The organism is Candidatus Krumholzibacteriota bacterium, assembly GCA_016932415.1.
In the GTDB taxonomy this organism is placed as follows: domain Bacteria; phylum Krumholzibacteriota; class Krumholzibacteriia; order Krumholzibacteriales; family Krumholzibacteriaceae; genus Krumholzibacterium.
Genome location: JAFGCX010000013.1, coordinates 19,985 through 43,207, shown reverse-complemented (window position 1 = coordinate 43,207; position 23,223 = coordinate 19,985). Strand labels below are relative to the sequence as shown.

Here is a 23,223-nt window from a genome sequence, read left to right as displayed (position 1 = left end):
TGCCGAGGGCGGGACTTGAACCCGCACGAGATCTCTCCCACTACCCCCTCAAAGTAGCGTGTCTACCAGTTCCACCACCTCGGCATACGGTAATTCTTATTTAACCTTGATTATCTTTATCTGCCGGTACTTCCTTCTCTCCGCTCCCCTCTTCGCCTTCTGCCGGAGGCTCATCTATCTTCTGAAGTACCTCATCTATATCTTTCTGTTCTTCGGGGACGATACTTCCCCATTTGTTTCGTTCAGCAGCCCTTCTCAGTACGCTCTGAGTCTCCGGTCCACCCCTGCCAGCCGACAAAAAGGCCAGGGACAACGACGTAACCATAAATATTACAGCAAGATAAGTCGTTGCTTTACTGAGGAACGTGGCAGTCTCGCGTCCACCCATGATAGCCTGTCCGCCACCGCCTCCGAAAGCGCCCGAAAGGCCGCCTCCCTTACTCGATTGCATCAGTACAACGAGGATGAGAAAAAAACAGGAGATCGCGTGAACAATCACAAATATATTGAACAACATCGTTACACCAGCCTTTAACCTGTTGACCTTCAAAAGAGAAGTTTAATTAAAAAACCGGTCCCAGTCAAACAAAAATATCATACAGGATATATAAAAACGGTCTCGCCGCGATCCGGGGAGCGTTTTGAGGGCAAAACAGGACAACCGGTCTCCTCGGATCTTGATTCGGGGGTCGCCTGGGGCCTTCACGGAAAGACTATGCCGAGAAAATTCTCAACCTCGAGAGATGCTCCTCCTACCAGAGCCCCGTCGATATCATCACATCCGAGCAGAGCGGCCGCGTTGGCGGATTTTACGCTCCCCCCGTAGAGGATCATCATCCGACTGGCCGTCTCATCATCGAATATCCCGCCGATCACGCGGCGGATAAAGGCGTGCATCCGAGACGCGTCATCGGGAGTCGCCGTCTTTCCAGTACCGATCGCCCAGACAGGCTCGTAGGCGATGATGACTCTCGAGATATCCTCTGGACCGAGGTCTCCGAGGACCTCCCTTATCTGTTTATCGACCACCTCTTCTTCTCTTCCGTCCTCTCGTTCCTTTTCTACTTCCCCGACGCAATAGATCGGGATAAGCCCCGCTCTGAGGGCCGCCATGAGTTTAAGGGAAAGTAACCGTGGTTTTTCCCCGAGAATATGCCTTCTTTCCGAGTGACCGACCAGCACATATCGGCAACCGAGAGAGGAGATCATCGATCCCGATATCTCCCCGGTAAACGCGCCATCATCCTCGTACCAGAGGTCCTGGGCACCTGTCTCTATTACAGAGCCGGCCACGACGCCGGAGACAGCCTGCAGAGTGGTAAAAGGAGGTATCAGGACGATCTGGCAGGGAAGCTCCCTGCCATCGATCCCTTCGAGGATACTTGAAGCCAGAGATCTTCCCTCTATATGATCCATATTCATTTTCCAGTTGCCCGCGATGATCCTCTTACGCATGTTCGCCCCTCTTCTCCATCTTTCCCGATCCTATTTCCCCGGTCTTGTCATCAAGAGGCACTACCCCGGGGAGGATCTTTCCTTCAAGGAATTCAAGAGAAGCACCGCCACCGGTCGATAGATGCGATACCTTGCCGGCAAGTCCGAGCTGGTTAAGCGCCGCGGCGCTGTCCCCTCCTCCGATTACGCTGACAACGCCCTTTGCAGTCGCTTCGACTATCGCCCGGGCTATCATCCTCGTCCCGTTGGAAAAGTCAGGTATTTCGAAGACCCCCATCGGTCCGTTCCAGAAGACTGTGCCCGCGCCCAGGATCTCTTCAGTAAAGATCGATATCGTGCTGTCTCCGATATCGACCCCCGTCCATCCCTCGGGAATCCCACCGGTGGAAACGGTCTTGTGATCGGCATTATTGCTGACATGGTCGGCGACGACACAATCGACAGGCAGGAAAATCTGCTTTGACGCTCCCTTACCTGATTTTTCCATTATCTCACGACACATATCGACGTAATCCTCATCGAGAAGCGAATCGCCGATCTCCAGTCCCGCGGCTTTGAAAAAGGTAAAAGCCATCCCTCCTCCAATAATGATCCTGTCGACCTTATCGAGCAGATTCCTTATCAGGCCTATCTTGCTCGATACCTTCGCCCCGCCGAGAATCGCAACGAAAGGCCTTGCCGGATCAGCGATCAGCCTGTCGAGGGTTGTCAATTCCTTTTCCATAAGGAATCCGGCGACTTTATCTTTAAAATAATGCGTGACCCCTTCAGTCGAAGCGTGAGCCCTGTGCGCGGTACCGAAAGCGTCATTGACGTAGATATCTCCGTATTTTGATAACTTAAAGGCAAAATCCGGGTCATTCTTCGTCTCTTCTTCATAGAAACGGATATTCTCAAGCAGCAGAATCTCCCCTGCTTTAAGAGACTTCACCTTCTCATCCACTTCTTCCCCGATACAGTCACCTACAAACTTGACAGGGTATTTCGTCATCTCTCCCAGGTGATAGGCGATGATCTTCAGGCTCAGGGAGGATTTTTTTACACCTTTAGGCCTCCCCAGGTGCGACATCAGAACGATCGAAGCACCCCTGGCCGCGGCATATTCAATACTGGGCAAGGCGGCCCTTATCCTTGTATCATCGCTGACATCACCATCGGCTGAGAGCGGTACGTTAAAATCAACCCTCATCAAAACGCGCCGTCCGCCGAGATCGACATCCCTCAGAGTCTTCTTAAGCAAACCAGATCCTCCCTGTACTCCGCATTTAATAATCTCACTTCTTTACAAGAAGCCTCATCATATCTACCATCCGCATGGCGTATCCAAATTCATTGTCATACCATGACAGGACCTTGAAGACTTTTGATGAGATCCCCATCGTCGCCAGGCTGTCAAAGACTGATGAATGGGGATTTCCGATAATGTCGCACGAGACGATCGGATCCTCACAATACTCAAGTATCCCTTTCATCTTTGTTTCAGCGGCCTTTCTGATCGCATCGTTCAGGATCTCCACTGTCGCTGATTTTTTAAGAGTCACCGTCAGATCGACGAGGGACGCGTCCGGCGTCGGTACACGGACCGCCAGCCCGTTGAGTCTTCCTTTCAGAGCGGGCATAACGACTCCCACGGCAGCTGCGGCGCCGGTAGTCGTGGGAATCATTGACATGGCGCACGCTCTTGCCCTCCGAAGGTCCTTGTGAGGTGAATCAAGGATTGTCTGATCGTTGGTATAGGCATGGACGGTGGTCATCAATCCGTTGGCAATGCCGAACCTGTCATGCAGGACCTTGGCAACGGGAGCCAGGCAGTTAGTCGTGCATGAAGCAGTGGATATGACATGATGCTTGTTCTTTTTGTACAGATTATCATTCACTCCCATCACTATCATGATGTCGGCGTCTGGAGACGGGGCCGAGATTATTACTTTTTTCGCGCCAGCCTTGATGTGAAGCGCCGCGTCCTTGCGTTTCCTGAAGAAACCTGTCGATTCTATAACGACATCGACACCGTATTTTTCCCATGGAAGAGAACCGGGATCCCTTTCCGCCAGCACCTTGATACGTTTGCCATTTACCGAAAGATCCCCTGATTTCAGAACGCTGGCTTTACCGGCGAACTTGCCATGAACAGAATCATATTTCAAAAGATGTCCGAGAGTCTTCGCGTCGGTAAGGTCATTGATCGCTACGACGTTGAAACGCTTGTCACCTGTGATACCGCGAAACACCAGTCTTCCGATCCTCCCAAATCCGTTTATCGCCACGTTGATCGCCATTTAATACCCTCCTTTACATAACCATTTCAATAGCGGACTAAAATGCCTTTCCATCACTTCCAAAAAGCCTCATCTTGTATTTTACGACCTCGACGATAGCGTCCCTGCCAGCACCGAGATATTTCCTTGGATCGAACGCCTCCGGTTTCTCGTTCATAGCCTTTCTTATGAAGACTGTGAAAGCGATCCTCATATCCGTGTCTATATTGACCTTGCATATCCCCCTTCCGACTGCTTCGGTAATCGCTTCATCGGGGACTCCCCTGGCATCCATCAGCTTTGCCCCATTCTCGTTACCGATCCTGACGTGATCCTGATTCACTCCCGAAGCGCCGTGCAGCACAAGGGGAATAGCGACTTTTCCAGCGATCTCGGTCAACCTGTCCATCGCAAGTTTCGCTTCGCCCTTGAACTTGTACGCTCCATGGGATGTCCCTATCGCCACGGCGAGCGAATCGACTCCTGTCTGTTCGACAAAAGTCGCTGCTTCATCCGGATCGGTGTAGGTAGCATCTTTTTTCGAGACGGAGACATGATCCTCGATCCCGGCAAGCCTGCCAAGTTCCCCCTCGACGGAGACCCCTTTCGGTCTTGCCATATCAACGACTTTCCTTGTCAGCGCCACATTCTCGTCGAAAGGAAGATCCGAACCATCGATCATTACAGATGTGAATCCGTCATTGACGCAACGTTCGATTATCTTCATATCCTTTCCATGATCAAGATGCAGCGAAATCTTTATCTTCTTTGTTTCGGATGCTGTGCGGACAAGTGAAACGATATTTTCAAATCCGGCATACTTTATCGCTCCCTGCGAAACAGCCAGTATGGCCGGGCTGTTAAGTTCTTCCGCCGCGTCGGTTATCGCCTGGACGAATTCCATATTATTGATATTGAACGCGCCGACAGCATAACCGCCACTTTTCGCGGCATCCATAAGTTCCTTGTTTGTTACAAGCACGAAACCCTCCCTGGTTACGATCCCGCAAACCGACAGATTGTATATCTAATCATGTAAGGCTCCAGGAATCAACCAATATTACAAATATGTCAAACGGGCCGCGGGGAGCTCTTTTCCCCGGCCACCGGAGGGTCATCATCCGTGGCGCTTCTTCCCGCTGCCGCGACCATTATCGGAGATAATGACACTTTCTGTAAAGCCTTTATGCATTCCTTCACCGTTTCTCCCGTCGTAACGAGGTCATCTATCAGAATAATATCCCTGCCGGAAATGAAAGCTTCGTTCGTGGCGACGAAAGCGCCGCTTACATTGAGGATCCTCGCGCCCGCGTCAAGTTTCGACTGCGGCCTGGTCTTCTTTTTCCGATAGAGAAGATCGTTTTTCTCGACGGTCCCGAGTATCCGCGCCACTTCCGCTGCGAGCAGCTCCGCCTGGTTGAAACCTCTCTCGGATCTCCGGTCCGCGTGGAGAGGCACCGGAACGATAACCGGCGGGGAGGCGGATATACAGCTGCCGAACCTCGCGATCGCCGATGCGATCCACCACGCCAGCGGTACAACCGCCGACTTGCCTCTATCGAATTTAAGGAATCTGATGACCTTCAGCAGAGTGTCATTGGTCATGAAAGGAGTCACGGCCGGGACCCCTCCCCAGCGGGCGGGAAAGGATATTCCGGCAGATGGGATCAGTCTCAGCCAGCATTCGTGGCAAAGGAGAGATGCCGGAAACCGGCCCCGGCAATCGATATCAAGATCCTCATGGAAAAAGGCCGGCGATTCCACCGACCAATTTTCCGGGAATACTGACGGGACAGAGCTGTAGCGGCCTACCATCAGGGAAGAGCATCCGAGGCATCTGGAAGGCAATACCATCTGTGAAAAAAAAGAAAGGAAACCCCGCATCCACACCTCACAGACCGCCCTCATCGCGGTCCGGTAATAGCGGTTTTATATCTCACTGGCCAGCCTCCCGGCAGCCGCGGCATCGGAAGAGTCCCTATCTCTGCCCGCCGGTCCTTACCTGCCAGCCTCTTACTACAAGAAGGACAATACCGCTGATGACAAGCACTATGCTGATAAGCTGATTGTCCACGAATCCTCTCCAGACGATAGCGGATTCTTCATAGAACCGGAAATAATCCACGATAAACCGGGCAGTGCCGTAGAGGATCATCATGAATCCGAATGTATAGCCGTCGAACCATTTTTTCTTCTCGAGAAGAAGAAGGGCTACGAATATAAGGAGCCCGTAGAAAGATGAATAGAGTTGAGTGGGATGGATATGTATACCGGGATAGGTATAACCGGCGGGAGAATCGGGTGGATACACCATACCCATGGAGCATTCTGTCGGGCTTCCAAAACAACATCCACTGAGAAAACAGCCTATCCTTGTCAGAAAGACACCGGAAGCTATCGAAAGAGAGCAGATATCGGCGATTTTGAGAAATGATATCTTTTTGACCCTGAGAAATACGATGGCTCCCGCCACGGCAAGGATCAATCCACCGTAATAAGTGGCCCCACCCTGCCAGAGGGCAATGACATCGATTATCCCGTGAAAATGGTCCAGGTGGGTCAGAATATACAGGCCGCGCGAACCGATGACTGCTCCGAGAATAAGTATTATGCTTAGATCATAAATGATATCGGGATCAAGCCCCTGTTTCCGAGCTCTTCTGGAGGCGAGCAGAATACCGACAAAGAAACTCATCGCCAGCATGAATCCATATGAATATATCTTGAACCTTCCAAGCTCGATAAGAATCGGATGCATCATTCCTCCTGTTGAATATTGACTGCCTCCGCGGCTGCCGCGCCGCTCCCCGTCATATCCCGCTGATACTCAACCCTTCAATGATCACCGGGGGAGCTCCGTATTGGCCAACAAATGTAAGTTCGGACCCTATCTCCATCACTCCGGCAAGCAGGTCGATAATATTACCACTGACCGTCATCTCGTTCACCGCGAACAGTGTCTTTCCGTTTTTAATGAACAGACCGTTGATTCCAACTGAAAAATCGCCCGATATGGGATCAGCAGTATGCATTCCCATGATGTTGAGAATATACACTCCTTCATCTATCTCCGCTATCATCTTGTCCAGGCTCTTCTCTCCCGGAAGAAGATAGAGGTTAGCCGGACCAGGGACAGGCTGCTCCTTGTAAGAACCCCTGACGGCGTTCCCCGTCGGCATGATACCCATCTTGCTTGAAGTCCACGTATTGTGCAGGAATCCCATGATGACGCCTGACTCAATCAGGGTATATTTTTCCCTGGGGACTCCTTCATCGTCGAACGAAGCATTATAACAGGCGCCCTCCATGCACGGGTCATCTACCAGCGTAAATATCGATGGTGCTGCCTTGATCCCCTTTTTCCCCGCGAATACCGTAGTACCCTTCAGAACCATCTCCGCGGATAATCCCTGTTGAAGAAGATAGACGATATCTGTAAAAGCTGCCGCGTCCATAATCGCCGGGTATCGTTTTGAAGGTATTTTCCTCGCGTCAAGAAGTATTGAAGCCCTTCTTGCCGCCTCCTTTCCCGTAGAGATAAAATCAAGTCCCTCTATATCGGTTGACTGGTCGTGAAACCAGCCTGACCGGACTTCGCTGCCTTTCATCGCTACGGCAGAGAGAGAGCAGGAACAGAACCCCCTTTGCTCTCTTCGCTGAAAACCTTTCGTGCTGGCGACAAAGATCTCGCCATGTACTTCCGAGTAACCCGCTCCCTCGGTATTATCAATCGAGTTGTCGAACTCCAGAGCCGCCTTCTCCATTTCACGGACTCCATCGATTTTTATCCCGGTCTGATCCTTGTCAAAGGAATATGGGCCACAGGAAACTTTATCGATGAACGGCAGGGCCGGAGCAAGAATATCTTCCTCGACAGGCATCGAACACCTGGCGTTGTCCTTTGCTTCTTCGACGGCAGCTCTGATCCCGTCCGGACTGAGATCGTTTGTCGACGTGAAACCGGCTCTTCCTTCTTTAAACAATCGTATCCCTACCCCCTCGTCCCTCGACCTGTCGATCGATTCGAGTTCTCCCCTGTAGATTTCTACCTGGAGCTCGTTCATTACTTCTCCGTATACTTCACATTGATACCCTCCGGAAGAAGCGATATCGAGGATCATTTCGATCTTGTTTTCCAACAGGAACCCTCCAGCCACCACCAGGCCAGGCCTAATATTCATAGAACTTGGAACCGAAATTCAGCAGCACGCCTATAAAAAAACAACTGACCATCATGGAGCTTCCCCCGTAACTTATAAAAGGAAGCGGCAACCCTGTCACGGGAGCGAGACCGATCGTCATACCGATGTTTATTATCACGTGAAAGGCGAAATACGATGATATCCCGATCAGCGCGATGGAGGCGAACCGGTTTTTGACTTTTGTGGCCAGCGTGAAACCCCTGGCTATGATTATACTGAAAAGAATAAGGACTATCAGACTGCCAATGAATCCTCTTTCCTCAGAGAGTACCGAGAAGGCAAAATCACTGTGGCGTTCCGGCAGGAAAGCAAAAAGTTTCTGGGTCCCCTTAAGAAATCCTTTTCCGGCGAAACCTCCCGATCCTACCGCTACCTTCGACTGGTAGACCTGCCACCCCATGCCAAGTATATCCGATTCAGGCCGTAAAAACGCCAGTATCCTTCTCTGCTGATAAGGTTTCAGGGATCCGATAAGGTCCGGAACGGCCAGCATGACGGAAAGATTTATCACAACAAGCATTATACTCTGAAAAAGGTGCTTCCTTCTGGTATATGCGATGACAAGGATCACCAGGAAGAATACGAGAAGCGGAAAAGGATAGTCGCCGGCGGCCAGCGCGCTCTGGCTGTATATCGTCAGAAAGGCGCTGATAGCGGGGGTTATGAAGAGAATGATCAATCCTTCATTCAATCCGCGCCAGTAAAGGACCGAAAGTAGTATGGCCGGAAATACCAGGGCAGTCCCGAGATCAGGCTGCTTGAGAATGAAGAGAAAAGGGACGCCGACTATGATCATCGACAGAAGAAGAAAACGAAGCCTGTTCGGATCGTGCCTTTTTTCAGCGAGGAACCTCGCCATGATAAATACAACCGCTACTTTCATCACCTCGGAAGGTTGAAACCGGAATCCGCCCATGTTTATCCATCTACTCGATCCTTTGAGCGGCTCGAGCAGAAGTACGACTATAAGAAGGATCAAAGCTACGAAATAAAAGATGATGGCCGTGCCTTCGAAATACCTGAAGGGGATCCTGAACGCGGCGATCATCACTGCCAGTCCCGCGGCGCTCCATATGAGCTGCCGGTGAAAATATCCGCTTCCTCCCGAACCGAAGGTCTCCCTCAGCTCGACAGGGATATGGCCAACGGAATAGAGGTTGAAAAGCCCTATCGTTATGAGGATAATGACCGGTATGACTATCATCCACTCGATGTTTCGAAAGATCCTCTCGACCAATTCTCACCTTCCCGCTCTGTCCAGCCTGTCTGTGTCTGTCCTTGCCATTCTTCGCCCTTCTCCATCCGGCTTCCCGGACGCCGGACGAACGTCATCCTGCCTGGCATCGCCCCTCGACGAAATATGGGGATTGAAGTAGGCTGAAAATATTTTCCGGGCCATCGGAGCAGCCACAGCCCCTCCGTGTCCGGCGTTTTCCATCACGATCGCGATCGCAATCTCTGGATTCTCCACGGGAGCATATGCCACGAAAAGAGCATGGTCATTGCCCGAATTCTGAGCAGTCCCAGTCTTTCCCGCTATCCTGATCCCCGAGATCGCGCAGGCTCTTCCGGTTCCACTCTCGCCGGTAACGACATCTTCCATCGCGTTCTGAATAAAATCCAGGATCTTCTGATCGATCTGCGGAATCGTGATGGACGATCTGTCGTTGCCGAAGACTGTCGCTCCCTCGGAGTCGACCACCCTGTCTACGACATGCGGTTGGATCCTTTCTCCATTATTGGCGATCATTGCCACCATCTGACAGAGCTGGACCGGAGTCGCGAGGACTTCTCCCTGGCCGATCGAAAGGTTGAGAAGGTGGCCCTTTGTCCACTTGCGTTTTCCAAACCTACGGTCGAAATATGAATGGTCGGGAAGAGTCCCTCTTGCTTCGCTGGGCAGATCGATCCCCGTCTTTCTTCCAAGGCCGAAAAGCCTTCCCGCGTAAGCGAATTCATCAGCTTCCGTCCTTTCACCGAGCTGGTAAAAATAGACATCGCATGAATTGACGATCGCGTCAAAAAGGGCCGACGAACCATGCCCCTCCGGTTTCCAGCATCGGAAATACCTGTTCCCGAACTGGTATCCTCCATAACACGGTTCGAATCTCTCGGTCCTTGATACCCTTTCGAAATTAAGCCCGGCGTACGCGGAGATCAGTTTAAAAGTCGAGGCGGGAGGATAAGTCGCCTGAACTATCCTGTTAAACAGTGGTTTATCAGGGTCTGCAAACAGCTCGTTCCAGTCATCAGCGCTTATTCCGCCCATAAAGATATTCGGATCGTATCCCGGACGACTGACGGCGGCAAGCACCGCGCCCGTCTCGGGATCCATCGCCATGACACACCCTTTATCCCAGTCGAAGGCCTCCTCTATCGCCTTCTGCAGATCGAGGTCTATCGTCAGGATAAGATCACAGCCCGGGACCGGCGGCCTGGACTGAACGAATCCCTCGAACACCTCGTCTTCTTCGATCATGTCATATTCTCCGACACGTATCCCTTCTGCGCTGATCTCGACTATTCTGACTCCATCCTCTCCCCTGAGATATTCTTCGTACATGAATTCTATTCCTGTCCTGCCTGTTATATCTCCGACCGAAAATCTCTCTTCCCCCTTCAGTTCCTCGTCAGTCACTTCTCCGACGTAGCCGAGCAGATGCGAGGCCAGATCACCTTCCGGGTACTGCCTTCGGTGCTTCATCACCAGTTTGAAAAAGGGAAAGAAAGCCCTGTTTTCCATTAGTATCGATATCTGTGATTTCTGGGCTGCCTGGACGACAGTCATCTCCCTTCCGTCCGGGTAGCGTTCTGTCCATTCTACCAGGTTAAGAAACATCTTTTCCTCATCGATATCGAGCCAGTCGCAGGCAAGGCGGAGCCTTTCCTCTTTCCCCGCGAGCTTTCCCGGAACGACACTGATCTGATAGACGGGGACATTCACTACAAGCTTCGATCCATCGGAAGATTTTATCACTCCTCGCGGCGCGACGATCCGTTCACGTTGAATGCGGTTGGATATCGCGAGCTTGCTGTAATAATCCTTGCGGATCACTTGGAGGTAGAAAAGCCTTGAAAGCAGGATCGATGTCACACCGATCACCAGGATCAGCAGGATCCTTTTTCTGTGGTTGAAATAGAACTCGCTCTGCCTGTCAAAATCCGCCACCTGATCGCACCGTCCTCCCGGGCAGAATATCGATTGCTTTGATCACTATTATCCCTGCCACGGCAGTATAAAGAGCCGAAAGGATAGAATACCGGAAAAAAGTCACAAATACGCTGAGCGCGTCGAACGACAGGGTTATATTCAGAAGGATGACGTCCCCTGCCAGCGCGGAGAGGAATATCAGAAGCCCCTTGAAGAGTGAATTATCGGGAAGCAGGTCGGAGGCGTACCTGGCGATGATATATCCGGTGAGTGATTTTACCAGCGCGTTCATCCCCAGATATGAAGCGTTTCCCAGGTCCTGGAGAAACCCGAGTAGAAACCCGATGATCACCGCCAATACCGGCCTGCGATCCATTACCATGACAATCAGGAGGATAAGGACGAAATCGGGAGAAGCCTCCCCGAGGGAGACGGTGTGGGCGACAGTCACCTGAAGGATGAAGACGATGGCGGCCGCGAGCACCATTCGGATTATATTCAAAGGTCACTCCTTGTTCTTTTCGGCATTGATTATATTCTCCAGTTGCTCAAGGATCTCTCCGCTGTCCCAGTTCCGCCCTCCCGTGACTATGAACAATTCTTCAAGAGTGTTGAGATCAGTCATGCTGACCACGCTGACTTTTCTCGAGAGGCCCGCCTTTTCCTCGGCGACCTGGAATACCGTCCCCACGGGAAATCCTTTCGGCATGACCAGGCCGAGACCACTCGTGAGAAGGGTGTCTCCCTTTAGCACATCCTCTTCACTCCCGATATAGTCAAGTCTGAAAAGGTCACCTCTTTCCCAGTTCAGGATTCCGACGGTCCTGCTCCTCTTGTCTATGCAGCTGACCGAGATCGCCTTGTTATTGATAAGGAGTACCCTTGAAGAGGCGGGAAAAACCTGTACGACTTTTCCCGCCAGTCCCTTGTAACCGACGACGGTCATCCCCGCCGCGACCCCGTCTTCGCTTCCCTTGTCCACCGTCAAGGAATGATGAAAAAGATTGGAGCTGCGCGCGATCACTTCGCATGGAAGAAATCTGAAAAAAGAATCCTCCCGAAACCCGAGCATCTCTCGAAGCCTGTTTCTCTCATCCCTGAACTGGATAAACCTCTCGCGTTCATGAGCGAGTGAAGCGGCAATCTTTCTCAGTTCGAGGTTTTCCTCTCTCAACCTGTCGATATCAGAGAAATAATCCTCCACCCTCTCTACTGGATAAAGGAGCACCGAACTTATCGCTCTTGCCGAGTTGATCTGGTCTGTCTCGCCGCGAGTCAGCATGAAGATCGACAACGCGACAGCAGCGGCCAGGACCGACTTTTCCAGATGCTTATCAAAGAGGAAAGAAATGATCTGCATTTTACAACCGGCTGCTCTTCATGATTATCCGCTCGTAAGTGTGAAGATTGCCAAGTATCTTACCGGTACCCAGAACGACGCAAGTGAGCGGGTCCTCCACGATATTAATAGGCAGATTGGTCTCTTCCTTCAGAAGCACGTCGATGCCCCCGAGAAGAGAACCACCGCCGGTCATTACGATACCTCTATCAACGATATCGGCTGCCAGTTCCGGTGGAGTCTGCTCCAGGGCTGTCTTGAGAGCTGCGACTATCTGGCTCATCGGTTCGGCAAGCGCTTCCCTGATCTCGACGCTTGATATTCTGAGAGTCTTTGGAATACCGGAGACAAGATCGCGTCCCTTTATCTCCATCTCTTCTTCCTGTCCCAGATTGGTAGCCGAACCTATGACCATCTTGACATGTTCGGCAGTCTGGTCTCCGATCAGGAGGTTATAAGCTTTTTTGATATGCTGGACGATGACCTCGTCCATCTTGTCTCCGCCGACACGGATCGAGATATCAGTCACTATACCGTTGAGCGCGATCACTGCTATCTCAGTCGTCCCGCCGCCGATATCTATCACCATATTACCGGACGGTTTATCGACGGGAAGTCCCACGCCGATCGCTGCCGCAATAGGCTCGGCGACAAGATATACCTCTCTTGCCCCCGCGTTCTGCGCTGAATCGATGACCGCCCTGCGCTCGACTTCAGTGATACCCGATGGAACGCTGATGACGATCCTTGGGCGTATAAAGAATTTCTTCTTCTGCGACTTTCTGATGAATTCCCTCAGGAGTACTTCTGTAATCTCGAAATCGGCGATCACGCCATCTTTCATCGGCCTGATTGCCACGATATGATCGGGAGTCTTTCCAAGCATCGCCTTGGCCTCGATACCGACGGCATAAACCTTTTTACTTTTCTGGTCGACTGCCACGACAGACGGTTCATTGAGTACGATCCCGCTTCCCTTGAGATATACAAGAGTATTGGCGGTCCCGAGATCTATAGCTATATCATTTGAAAAATAATTGGCAATGCGACTTAACAAAGTCATCCCTTCCTTTCAGATATCGAACAATCCCCGTTCCCTTAAACTTACAAAGCTGTCATCACCGACTATTATATGATCGACCAGGTCAATACCCATCAGGTCGCCGCACTGGTTGAAACGTTTCGTCAGTTCCTTGTCTTCCCGGCTCGGTTCGGGGTTACCGGTCGGGTGGTTGTGTACGATTATTATTCCCGCCGCGCTGGCCAGGACCGCCGCCTTGAATATCTCTCTCGGATGCACAAGCGCCGCGTTCAGAGAGCCTATCGCGACCGTCACTATCTTCAGTATCCCGTTTCTCGTATCAAGCAGCAGAGCCTTGAAATGCTCGCGGTCGAGGCCTTTCATCTCCGGAATCATCAGCCAGGCGACATCCTCCGGTCCCCGGACTTTTCTCAGCTCTTTTTTCCGGCTCGATACGATGCTGCGTTTCCCTATTTCAAACGAAGCCTTGATCCTTATTGCACCGGCTCTTCCGATCCCTCTTATATCCATCAGTTCTTCCAGCCCGGCGCTGCCCACCTCTTCAAGGCTGCCGTACCTGTCCACCAGCTCCTGGGCGATCGAACAGCTTGAACCGAAAGCTACCGGACCGAGCACAAGAGCGATAAGCTCGCTGTCTCCGATCCTGTCGAAACCGCGGAAATACCCTTTGGATCTGAGGGTCTCCAGCGATAAACCTGATTTCTTTCTCACAACATCCACCACCCCGCATCCTTGCTGAAAGCTATCAGAAGAATATCTTTTATTCAAGTTTTTTAATGGCTCATCGAATACTGCCGGAATCAGTCGGCAAGTGGCGTCGACAACACACCCATGCCGCTCAACCTTTCGATCTCGGAAACAGCATAATCGGCCCAGCTGTCGCCTGGGTGTTCCTTTACCAGCCTCCTGTAGCAGGAATACGCCTCCGCATACCTGTTGAACCTTCTTTCGTGTATTCCGGCCATTCTGAGCAGTATAAAGGGTATCTCCGGCGAAAGGGAATATCTTTCGATAAAATTCCTGTACGCGGCCACCGATGTATTGTATTTCAGGGATCTCTCCAGGCCGAACGCAAGATCGAGATGTACCGGTTCCTGAAGCGTAAAACCGGGAATAGAGCGCATGGCCTCGGTAAAGACCTCCTCTGCCAGTCCTCTCTCAGAAGAGCCCAAATACCCCGTTATCGCTTCTGTATAGTGATATCTCGCCTGTCCTTTCTCCATCGTGCAGAGAAAAGCCCTGGCAGCTTCAGCGTGAACAGCGAAATCACAAGGACATTTATCAAGATAATTGAAATATTCCCCCTGCGCCGCAAACCACTCGGATCTTTCGAAATGTCTCCGCGCCTTTGTCAGCAACGATTCAGCCGCCGCGCTTTTTCTCGCTCCAAGAGCTGCGGCGATCAGATATCCGCAGACAAATCCGCCGATATGCACGCTGTAGGCGACCTGTACTCCTTCCACGCCAAACTGCATTATCGAATTGACGCTCTGAAACAGCACCCAGAAGGCTATCGCCATCCACCCGGGAACGAATCTTCTTCCAGCCCTGTTGATCCCCTGAAGCGGCATGAATATCCAGTAAGCCACCCGGATCCTGCTGAAATAGAATCTCGCGATGAAGGCGCCGAGAAGGCCGGAAGTCGCCCCTGATGCCCCCAGTATGCCGTAGCCGAGATACTGAGGGGACAAGATTCCCGTCAGTATCGTGTGAAACCATACTCCAGACGCCGCCGAAAGGGAAAATATCAGGAAAAACTTCCCGGGACCGAACCTGTCCTCTATGACCTTACCGAATACATAGAGGTAAACGATGTTTCCAATAAGATGGATGTACCCGGCATGCATGAAAACGTGGGTCAGCGATGTGGCAAGGGAGGGATTTGTCGGGTAGAATATCAGCGATACCAGTTTCCATGAGTACTGGAAGGGAAGATATCTGTAAAAAAGAAAAGTGATTACTGAAGTCAGGACGAGAAAGACGGTTATGACCGGAGCCTTGCGGGTGTTGATATCAAGTCCGACCGGAAAATAGTAGAAAAAATACACATTTGCCACCTTTAGATGAATCTCCTCCCGGTTTCCTGCAAATAGCAGACCATAAAAGGGTCAAATGCCGATAAAGGGGGAAAATGTGAGATAAGCAGCAGGAACAAAAAAAACGGGAGGCCCAGGGGCCTCCCGCAAGAATCAGTCCTTGCCCTATCGACTTTAGAAGTGATAGACAGCGCTGATCATGCCGATCGGTGTCATTTCGTTGTCATAGTTGTTCTGGAAACCGGTCAGCCAGTAACCCATGCTGAAAGGAACGTCCTTGTTCAGCACGCAGTCGATGTCGAAATCACCGAAGTGGAATCCGAGACCGAGGTTCCAGGCGAACTGGTTCCAGTTGTACCCGTCATCCTCGTATGTCTGCCAGTACTCCTCTGAATCATCAGCGTCGCTCCAGCTGTATCCCCACTTCGACAGGGACTTCGAGCAGCCGGTCCTGAAGGTCAGCCAGTCGGTAAGATCGCTCTCGAGGGCGAGGATGAACTTCGGCATCGTCTTGTAGGTGACTTCCCATGTATCCTCATAGTCTTCGGTATATCCCGAGGGCTCGCCTTTCCAGTAAGCGAAAGGCTCGACGGCGAAGAGGATCATGTTGTCCTCGTTGACGTTCATATTGGCGCCGATACCGAATTTGAATGCCATCGTCTTGAACCCGTAACCTTCGTTGTTATAGAAATCCTCAACGGGGCTGTAGGCGAGATCTTTGGTCGAGAAGTCGATGTATGGCACGAATGTCAGATCTTCTCTCCAGTCATAGAAGAGGCGGCCCCTGAAAGCCATCATTTTGCCTGGATCGGCCGTACGATCATCTTCTATGTCGGTATAGGTATAGAGATAGCTCGCCTTGGTATAGTCGAAGGCGACGTCGGCGACCATATCCTCACCGATCTCCATGCGGAAACCGAGACCGATCGTCGTGTACGACTCTTTCCATTCCGATTCGTATGCTGTGCCGTAATCTGACTCGTACTTGTCGGCTTCGCTCGCGCGGCTGAAATAAAGGCCGAACGACATACCTTCCATCTGGTAGCCGTACATCATCATATATCTGTTGTACAGCGGCCAGTCGAAGATGTCGGAATCATCCCAGTCGTCGCCCCAGATATCGACAGCCATCCACTCGTCCTGATTGACGCCAGGCGTGTGTTCGACGAGGCCGATCGCCAGGGTTCCCCACGCACCATCTTCGCCGAGGGCGTAGGTCAGGCCGTAGGCAGCGGTGATATAATCCCATTCATCGTATTCCCAGTCGTTGTACATCGTGATCAGCATCAGGTTGGAATACGACGGAAGAGTCGCGTACCAGGTGCGGATATTGGCATCATCACAGATATAGGGAGCTACGTCCCCACCAAGAGCCATTATCCTGGCATCTGTGGCAAGCGCCGAGCCCGAAATGGCCATCAGGGCGACCATTGTCAAAACCGTAAATAACTTCTTCATTTCTACCTCCTGCAAGATCTTCCCTGTCGGGAAGAAGTATCAGGAACTTTTTCTATATTACCACGCAGATACGTGGATATGTTCCCATTCTGTTTTCTGTCTTTCACATGCGCTTTTCTCGCGCTACCCGGATGTTTCTATTCGCCCCCCCTTTCCGTCGATAAGGTCAAAAACCTGGAATCTGCGGCTTTCCCACAGTCCCGTCGAATTTCGATCTAAGCAGTACTCTTTCGAGTTCCAGCCTGTAATAACCGGGAAATCCTCCTTTCAGAAAACCCGGATATTCGTATTCATTTTTCGGGCGCAAGGTTAGAACAGAGCTAATATCATGTCAATAACTTTTTTATGAAAATCTTAACTTTTTTTTAACATGCTATTTCGAGATCTTCCGGACGGGAGAAAAAATCACCATTAAAACAAGACGCTTCAGGAGATGACAGATCGACCGAAAACAAGTTTTTTCGCCAGTTTTTCTTCATATAAAATATCGCTCTCTCTGTAGCTGTTTATCCTTACGTCTCCGAATGAATGGATGAATCTACCATCTCCCATCGCCATGGCGACATGGGTGATCTTGTCGCCGTCGGCGAAAAAGAGAAGGTCGGCGGGGAGGGCGGAATCGATATCGGCTTTTGGGATAATCATCCCCACAGCCGACTGCTGGTCGGCGTCCCTGGGCAGCCGCATTCCCTCCATCAGGTAGACCCTCTTTACCAGTCCGGAACAGTCGAATCCCTTCGCCGAAGTCCCCCCCCATATATACGGGATGCCAAGGAATTTTTCCGCGCGCCCTATGATCGCGTCCCTTCGAGGAGGCCCCTTGACTACAGGTCCAAGGAAATCAGTGGGAAAATATCCGGTTTTACCTCCGGGAACACCGATCAGCGAGAACCTTCCATCAGTACCGAGTATCTCAACGAGCGTCCCGGAGACGAGATCGGTCACCGGTATGCTGTTCGGATCGACAGTCGAAAGAAGATATCCGACATTGATCTCGACTCTCGCTCCGGCGCTCCCGACATGTTTTTCGATATCTGCTCTCCGCGCGCTCGCCACCGACCAGGACCTTACCCATCCGTGATAGCCGTCCTCGAGCTTCACAAAATACCAGTCCCCCCTGCTTTCGAGAGGAATCATCGTCTCGCCCATGATCGCCTGCGTGATCAGTTCCGCCGAGTGCTCCGGGCCTCTCCTCAGATCGACTACGCTCGATGTCGCCCAGAGGATATTCTCATCCTCACTACCAGGGACCGATATCTCGATAACCATTCCATCAGCCGACCTGGTGATCAGCGGGAATCCGGCCTCTTCCACCGCCGGGAGATCCTCGATGGAGGCGGTGACAGCCCGGGCCAGTTCGATCGTGCTCAACCTGGCAGTCACCCCGCCGGCCGGTGAAAGAGCGACTCTCGACCAGCTGGAGCGCCAGTCGAGACCGAGTTCCTTCTCCTTGAGGGAGATAAGGCGAAGCAGGTATTTTATCGACTCGTTCATCATCGATCGATTCTTCCCCGGCTCGTCCAGGCTAATCGAGGCCAGGCTGAAAACCATCATTGAATATAACCGCGGCCGCGGCCGGCTTAAAGACGACCGCCGAAGACCTCGGATCGAGCGCGTCCCTTATACCATCGCCGACAAGGTTAAGTGAACAGATAGTGGCTGTCAATACAAGGCCCGGAAAAAGTGTAAGCCAGGGAGCGCTGCGCATGAAAACGATTCCCGTGGAGATCATCCTTCCCCAGCTCGGAGCCGGAGGCTGGACTCCCAGGCCGAGGAAACTGAGGCTCGCCTCCGCCATCACCGTAATACCGAGTCCCAGGGTATATATCACTATCACCGGGGAAATGCACTGGGGGAGGATATATGACCAGACCAGCTTCAGATCTCCCGCCCCGGCCGCTTTCGCCGCCTGGACGTATTCCCGGTCCTTGACGCTCATCACCTGGGCCCTTACAAGCCTGGCGACCGATGCCCAGCCTATCGCTCCAAGCGCTGTGAAAAGGGAGATCATCCCCGGGGAGACTACCGCCATGATCGCTATCAGAAGAAGAAGGGCTGGAAAGGCGAATGTGATGTCAGCCATCCTCATGATCACCGAATCTGTCCTGCCACCGAAGTACCCCGCCAGCGTTCCCAGAAGAAGCCCCAGCAGCAGAGAGATCGTCCTCGCGAGAAATCCCACTCCAAGCGATATCCGCGCTCCGAAAACGACCCTTGCCAGCAGATCGCGACCGAATGAATCGGTGCCGAATGGGTGGCCCGGCGAAGGAGAGCGAAGCGAATTGTCAAGGTCTATCATATCCGACCCGGAAGGAAAGATCAGGTCGGCGAAAAGAGCCATCGTTATTATCACGAAGAGGAAGACGAGCCCGGCAACCGCCATCCTGTTGCGCAGGAACTCTCTGAAGAATCTGTTCCGGATCTTCATCAGTCTTTTCCCCCCTGCCTGATCCTCGGATCAATAAATCCATAACTTATGTCTACCATAAGGTTTACAAGGATAAATATCACCGCCATAAAAAGGATCGATCCCTGGATCACCGGAAAATCCCTTTTCAGCACAGCCTGGACGACATATCTGCCAAGCCCCGGCCAGCCAAAAATAGATTCGGTAAGGACGGCGCCGCTGAGATAGCTGCCGAAATCAGTCCCCACGATCGTCACAACAGGTATAAGGGCGTTGCGGAAGATATGTTTTCCGACGACGGTCGATTCACCCAGCCCTTTCGCCCTCGCCGTCCGCACAAAATCCTCATTTCCCGCGTCGAGAAATCCCGATCTTGTCACTCTCGCGATAGTCGCCATCGAGGCGAATGAAAGGGTAAGAGCGGGAAGGATCAGATACCTGAGCGATCCCCCGCCATACCCCGAGGGAGGTAAAAGGGAGAGCTTGATGGAAAAGAAATAGATCAGAATAAGCCCGAGCCAGAAGACGGGGATCGAGACTCCAGCCAGAGAAAGCGCCATCAGCGGCCTGCCCAGCCAGGGAAATCTTCCCCACGCGGCAAGCCCCCCGGCAAGCACGCCTCCGGTCACGGCCAGGAGCATCGCGCTGACGGCAAGTACGGCAGTCCTGGGGAAACGCTCCCCTATGCTCTCGCGCACCGGCCTCCCGGTGGAAAACGATCTGCCCAGATCAAACCTGGCGAGCCTGCCAAGGTAGCTGAAATACTGGACTACTACAGGCCGGTCAAGACCGAGGTCTTTCCTGATATTGTCGAGCGTCTGCTGATCGTACCTCTCGCCGGCCAGCGAAAGTACGGGATCGCCCGGGATCACGTACATCAGGAAAAATGTCACGGTAACGACTCCGAAGAGTATCGGGACAAGCATTATCAATCTTTTGACAATAAATGACGTCAAGACCAGCTCCTACCTGAACCTTGTCTCGAGAAAAAGCCTGCTTGTGAATATCAGCGGGATCTCGTAGCGATCCAGCCTGTATGAGACGACCTCGTATCTTACCGGGAACCAGAGAAATATCCATGGGGCATCATCGTATATCATTTTTTCCGCCCTCCGATAGATATCGTTTCTCGCTCTGTAATCCCCGCACAGAACGGCAAGGGAGAGGAGTGAATCGACCGCCATTGACGCGTATCCCGACCTGTTACCTCCCCCGCCACGGTTCGCCGAATGGAAAAGAGGAGTCAGAAAATTCTCCCTGTCGGGGTAATCGGCGAACCAGTCGAGATAGAAAGCGTCAGGAGTCCCCTTGTCCACTGCTTCCTTGAAAGCTCCCCATTCACGGGTCACTATTTTCACATCTATCCCCACCCTTGAGAGGTATCCCTGGACAGATTCGAGTATCCTCCCGCTTTCAGGGTTCTCCCTCTGCCATATCTCCATCGTGAATCCATCCTCAAGGCCGGCGCTGGAAAGCAGATCTCTTGCTTTGTCAGGATCATAAGCGTATCTCTCTTCATCTCGCGGATTTCCCTTTAAGCCTGGAGGCACCGGTCCGCACGATCTCTTCGCCGCGCCGAAAAGGACCCTGGCAATGATCGTCTCCACATCGATCGCGTGGTTGAGAGCCTGGCGCACCCTTACATCGTTGAAGGGATACATGCAATTGTTCAACCCGATATATACGACTCTCAGTTCCTCTTTCTCGAGAAGCCTCATACCGGCCGATCTCCAGATATCGAGTTCAGCCCGGGGGACTTCGAGGATATCGAGGCTGCCCGTCTCGAATTCGGCGATCCTTGTCATCGATTCGGGGATGATTCGAAACGATACTCCCTCGACATCCCTGTTATATTCAGATGAATGAAGATTTCGATCGAGAACAAGCTCGTCTCCTTCACGCCACGCGGAAAGCTTCCATGGCCCCGAACCGCAGGGATCCCTGCCGTAATCGACCCCGGCGCCTCGGACCTGTTCCTCACAGACGATACCGGCCGGCGGCATCGAAAGGAGGCTGAGGAAATGAGCGACGGGGTGATCCAGGATCAGCACGACCGTTGAATCGTCTGGAGCGAGGATGGAACTCCCGTCGAATACTCCTCCACGGTGATAATCCCCGGCGCCGGCCAGCGGGTTCAGGACCCACCATCTCGGCGATGCCGTCGCGGGATCGAGGAGTCTTTTGAAGGAGAATAGTACATCGCTCGATGTGACGCGCCTTCCGTTGGAAAACCCGCTCCGACCGAGGATAAAGGTGTAGACGAGACCGTCTTCCGAAATAGTCCAGCTTTTTGAGAGCGCCGGAATGATCTTTCCCCGGTCGTCGAACCGGACGAGATTGGAGTGTATCATGGAGGTCAGGGTCCCCGAGGAATAATCGACGGCGAGGACGGGATCAAGAGTCGTCGGCTCAGTCTGCAGAGCCAGCCTTATGACAGGCAGCCGGGTCCGGTCCGCGCAGGCCGCGAGAATCAAAAATGACAATACGATCGCCGAGGCGGGCCATGCCGCTTTTCGAGATATCCTAGTAATACCTTGTTTCAACGAGACGATATTCTCCTCCATGCATCGTGTTTCTGAAAATATAGACGATACTCATCCGGTCATAATACCACAACTGGTATTCGCTCCCGTAATTGAAGGAAGTGCCTGAACGATCGAGCATCCTGTCGGGTCTTCCGTGGCGTATATATACCCTTCCCATATCAGTATCCCATCCTGGCCTGCTCTTCGAAAATGTATTCAGAGCGAATTTCAACCTGACGAGAAATTCGCTCAGCTGCTCATTCACTACCGTCCCCGGACTTGTGTCACGCCTCCTCCAGAACTGGTTCCATTGTTCGAGACGCTCCGAGGCCGGGGCACCCCGAAGGGATTCGAGATCCTCGTCATCGGCCACAAGAGAAAGCAGCTCCAGCAATCTGGGGAAATCCTTCCCGAGGAGTCTTCTGTTCAGCAGTATGTCAAAGCTGTCGTTTCTTTCAGTCTTTATTCCCGTCTCTCGTATTACCGCCGAGATCGAGAGATCGTAACTTCCGATCTCCAGTTCATCTGCATTTATATCAGTGCAGAGACCGACCAGGGACCGCGCTTCGATATCTACTGGAAAAGTGTTATAGAACTTCACCCTTCCACCCCTGTCCGAGATCTTGATCGAAATGTCGCAATCTGCCCCGCGATCAAGGCTTGTCGGGGCAAGGAGCTCGAGATATACCCTGATCCATGAATCGAATTCCAGGAATGACTGATCCTGGAGATGGATAAAGTTGTCGCTCAGGGTGTCGCAGCGCGACACACGCAGTTCTCCAGCCGGAGGAGAATCATCGGAACCTCTCCTTCCGGGCATACTGAAGACCGGATTCTCGATCCGGACCGCATCATCATCGGCCCCGGTTATCCTGATATCGACTTCCCTGCTGATCTTCCTCGAACTGCCAAGCATCTCTATGATCACTCCGACCCTGTACCTTCCCGGTTCTATCGGGAAATCCCTTTTGACCGACGCTTTGAGGCTGATCGACCTGGTATCCATATATGAAGAAGCGGCGACCGATTCCTCCCAGACCTCTCCCCGGACCTCCCCGTTTTCCCTGTCCTCGATGTTAAGATAGACCCTTAAATCGGCCTGGTAAAAACCTGTTTTTCTGAAAAATATCAGTGAACGATAGTCGACCGCTGCGTTTACTCTTATCAGGATCCCTTTTTCCCTGTCATTCCTCTGGCTGATCGACAGTTCAAAGGGAGCATCGGGAGAATTCATCCTCATCTGCCCAGCCAGGTCTCCCGGGTGAAAAAAGACAGATAAAGCGAGCAGTATCAACCCCGCGTGCCGCGGTGCCGTGGACCGTTCGTTATCCTTACCGTAATACATCATGA

21 protein-coding genes and 1 tRNA gene are annotated in these 23,223 nt (G+C 52.2%); all 22 read right to left on the bottom strand.

The window, feature by feature from the left end:
- Window positions 1–84 (bottom strand) — tRNA-Leu (locus JW814_05470).
- A 16-nt stretch (window positions 85–100) separates the two neighbouring features.
- Window positions 101–514: a preprotein translocase subunit SecG gene (gene secG, locus JW814_05465; GenBank protein MBN2070888.1), complete on the bottom strand. Its 414-nt coding sequence runs from the start codon at window positions 512–514 to the stop codon at window positions 101–103.
- A 188-nt stretch (window positions 515–702) separates the two neighbouring features.
- A complete protein-coding gene (locus JW814_05460; protein MBN2070887.1) occupies window positions 703–1,455 on the bottom strand; it encodes a triose-phosphate isomerase in 753 nt (250 codons plus the stop codon).
- The gene (locus tag JW814_05455) at window positions 1,448–2,695 is read right to left on the bottom strand and encodes a phosphoglycerate kinase (protein MBN2070886.1); all 1,248 of its coding nucleotides are present in this window, start codon (window positions 2,693–2,695) and stop codon (window positions 1,448–1,450) included. Before JW814_05455 ends, JW814_05460 begins: the two co-directional genes overlap by 8 nt.
- Before the next feature lie 34 nt (window positions 2,696–2,729).
- Complete coding sequence (gene gap / locus JW814_05450) at window positions 2,730–3,734, bottom strand: type I glyceraldehyde-3-phosphate dehydrogenase (GenBank protein ID MBN2070885.1); 1,005 nt, start codon at window positions 3,732–3,734, stop codon at window positions 2,730–2,732.
- A 37-nt stretch (window positions 3,735–3,771) separates the two neighbouring features.
- Window positions 3,772–4,671, bottom strand: a complete 900-nt coding sequence (gene fba / locus JW814_05445) for a class II fructose-1,6-bisphosphate aldolase (GenBank protein ID MBN2070884.1) — start codon at window positions 4,669–4,671, stop codon at window positions 3,772–3,774.
- Window positions 4,672–4,784: 113 nt separating this feature from the next.
- Window positions 4,785–5,528, bottom strand: coding sequence for a ComF family protein (locus JW814_05440; GenBank protein MBN2070883.1), 744 nt, complete (start codon window positions 5,526–5,528; stop codon window positions 4,785–4,787).
- A 163-nt stretch (window positions 5,529–5,691) separates the two neighbouring features.
- Complete coding sequence (gene lgt / locus JW814_05435) at window positions 5,692–6,471, bottom strand: prolipoprotein diacylglyceryl transferase (protein ID MBN2070882.1); 780 nt, start codon at window positions 6,469–6,471, stop codon at window positions 5,692–5,694.
- 52 nt (window positions 6,472–6,523) lie between these two features.
- A complete protein-coding gene (locus JW814_05430) occupies window positions 6,524–7,852 on the bottom strand; it encodes a TldD/PmbA family protein (protein ID MBN2070881.1) in 1,329 nt (442 codons plus the stop codon).
- Window positions 7,853–7,883: 31 nt separating this feature from the next.
- Complete coding sequence (gene rodA / locus JW814_05425; protein ID MBN2070880.1) at window positions 7,884–9,152, bottom strand: rod shape-determining protein RodA; 1,269 nt, start codon at window positions 9,150–9,152, stop codon at window positions 7,884–7,886.
- Between the two features lie 3 nt (window positions 9,153–9,155).
- A complete protein-coding gene (gene mrdA, locus JW814_05420; protein ID MBN2070879.1) occupies window positions 9,156–11,084 on the bottom strand; it encodes a penicillin-binding protein 2 in 1,929 nt (642 codons plus the stop codon).
- Window positions 11,071–11,568, bottom strand: coding sequence for a rod shape-determining protein MreD (mreD, locus tag JW814_05415; protein MBN2070878.1), 498 nt, complete (start codon window positions 11,566–11,568; stop codon window positions 11,071–11,073). The genes mrdA and mreD overlap by 14 nt, the downstream gene beginning before the upstream one ends.
- A 3-nt stretch (window positions 11,569–11,571) precedes the next feature.
- Window positions 11,572–12,426, bottom strand: coding sequence for a rod shape-determining protein MreC (gene mreC / locus JW814_05410; GenBank protein MBN2070877.1), 855 nt, complete (start codon window positions 12,424–12,426; stop codon window positions 11,572–11,574).
- A gap of 1 nt (window position 12,427) precedes the next feature.
- On the bottom strand, window positions 12,428–13,468 hold the full coding sequence (locus JW814_05405; protein MBN2070876.1) for a rod shape-determining protein: 1,041 nt from the start codon (window positions 13,466–13,468) through the stop codon (window positions 12,428–12,430).
- Window positions 13,469–13,477: 9 nt separating this feature from the next.
- Window positions 13,478–14,158 carry a DNA repair protein RadC gene (gene radC, locus JW814_05400; protein MBN2070875.1) on the bottom strand — a complete coding sequence of 227 codons (681 nt, stop codon included), beginning with the start codon at window positions 14,156–14,158 and terminating at the stop codon, window positions 13,478–13,480.
- 89 nt (window positions 14,159–14,247) lie between these two features.
- The gene (locus tag JW814_05395) at window positions 14,248–15,504 is read right to left on the bottom strand and encodes a rhomboid family intramembrane serine protease (protein MBN2070874.1); all 1,257 of its coding nucleotides are present in this window, start codon (window positions 15,502–15,504) and stop codon (window positions 14,248–14,250) included.
- Window positions 15,505–15,657: 153 nt separating this feature from the next.
- Window positions 15,658–16,941, bottom strand: a complete 1,284-nt coding sequence (locus tag JW814_05390; protein MBN2070873.1) for a hypothetical protein — start codon at window positions 16,939–16,941, stop codon at window positions 15,658–15,660.
- A 426-nt stretch (window positions 16,942–17,367) separates the two neighbouring features.
- Window positions 17,368–18,495 carry a C40 family peptidase gene (locus tag JW814_05385; GenBank protein ID MBN2070872.1) on the bottom strand — a complete coding sequence of 376 codons (1,128 nt, stop codon included), beginning with the start codon at window positions 18,493–18,495 and terminating at the stop codon, window positions 17,368–17,370.
- Complete coding sequence (locus JW814_05380; GenBank protein ID MBN2070871.1) at window positions 18,467–19,369, bottom strand: ABC transporter permease; 903 nt, start codon at window positions 19,367–19,369, stop codon at window positions 18,467–18,469. Before JW814_05380 ends, JW814_05385 begins: the two co-directional genes overlap by 29 nt.
- A complete protein-coding gene (locus JW814_05375; protein MBN2070870.1) occupies window positions 19,369–20,304 on the bottom strand; it encodes an ABC transporter permease in 936 nt (311 codons plus the stop codon). The genes JW814_05380 and JW814_05375 overlap by 1 nt, the downstream gene beginning before the upstream one ends.
- Before the next feature lie 9 nt (window positions 20,305–20,313).
- Entirely contained in the window at window positions 20,314–21,891 is a 1,578-nt protein-coding gene (locus JW814_05370; GenBank protein ID MBN2070869.1) for an ABC transporter substrate-binding protein, read from the bottom strand.
- Window positions 21,872–23,221, bottom strand: a complete 1,350-nt coding sequence (locus JW814_05365; protein ID MBN2070868.1) for a GWxTD domain-containing protein — start codon at window positions 23,219–23,221, stop codon at window positions 21,872–21,874. Before JW814_05365 ends, JW814_05370 begins: the two co-directional genes overlap by 20 nt.
- Window positions 23,222–23,223: the final 2 nt, after the last annotated feature.

Coding starts and splice junctions, on each gene's coding strand:
- JW814_05460 (MBN2070887.1), bottom strand. CDS start 1,455: ATGCGTAAGAGGATCATCGCGGGCAACTGGAAAATGAATATGGATCAT.
- gap (MBN2070885.1), bottom strand. CDS start 3,734: ATGGCGATCAACGTGGCGATAAACGGATTTGGGAGGATCGGAAGACTG.
- fba (MBN2070884.1), bottom strand. CDS start 4,671: ATGGATGCCGCGAAAAGTGGCGGTTATGCTGTCGGCGCGTTCAATATC.
- JW814_05440 (MBN2070883.1), bottom strand. CDS start 5,528: ATGGTAGGCCGCTACAGCTCTGTCCCGTCAGTATTCCCGGAAAATTGG.
- lgt (MBN2070882.1), bottom strand. CDS start 6,471: ATGCATCCGATTCTTATCGAGCTTGGAAGGTTCAAGATATATTCATAT.
- mreC (MBN2070877.1), bottom strand. CDS start 12,426: ATGCAGATCATTTCTTTCCTCTTTGATAAGCATCTGGAAAAGTCGGTC.
- JW814_05405 (MBN2070876.1), bottom strand. CDS start 13,468: ATGACTTTGTTAAGTCGCATTGCCAATTATTTTTCAAATGATATAGCT.
- JW814_05390 (MBN2070873.1), bottom strand. CDS start 16,941: ATGAAGAAGTTATTTACGGTTTTGACAATGGTCGCCCTGATGGCCATT.
- JW814_05385 (MBN2070872.1), bottom strand. CDS start 18,495: ATGATGGTTTTCAGCCTGGCCTCGATTAGCCTGGACGAGCCGGGGAAG.
- JW814_05380 (MBN2070871.1), bottom strand. CDS start 19,369: ATGAAGATCCGGAACAGATTCTTCAGAGAGTTCCTGCGCAACAGGATG.
- JW814_05365 (MBN2070868.1), bottom strand. CDS start 23,221: ATGATGTATTACGGTAAGGATAACGAACGGTCCACGGCACCGCGGCAC.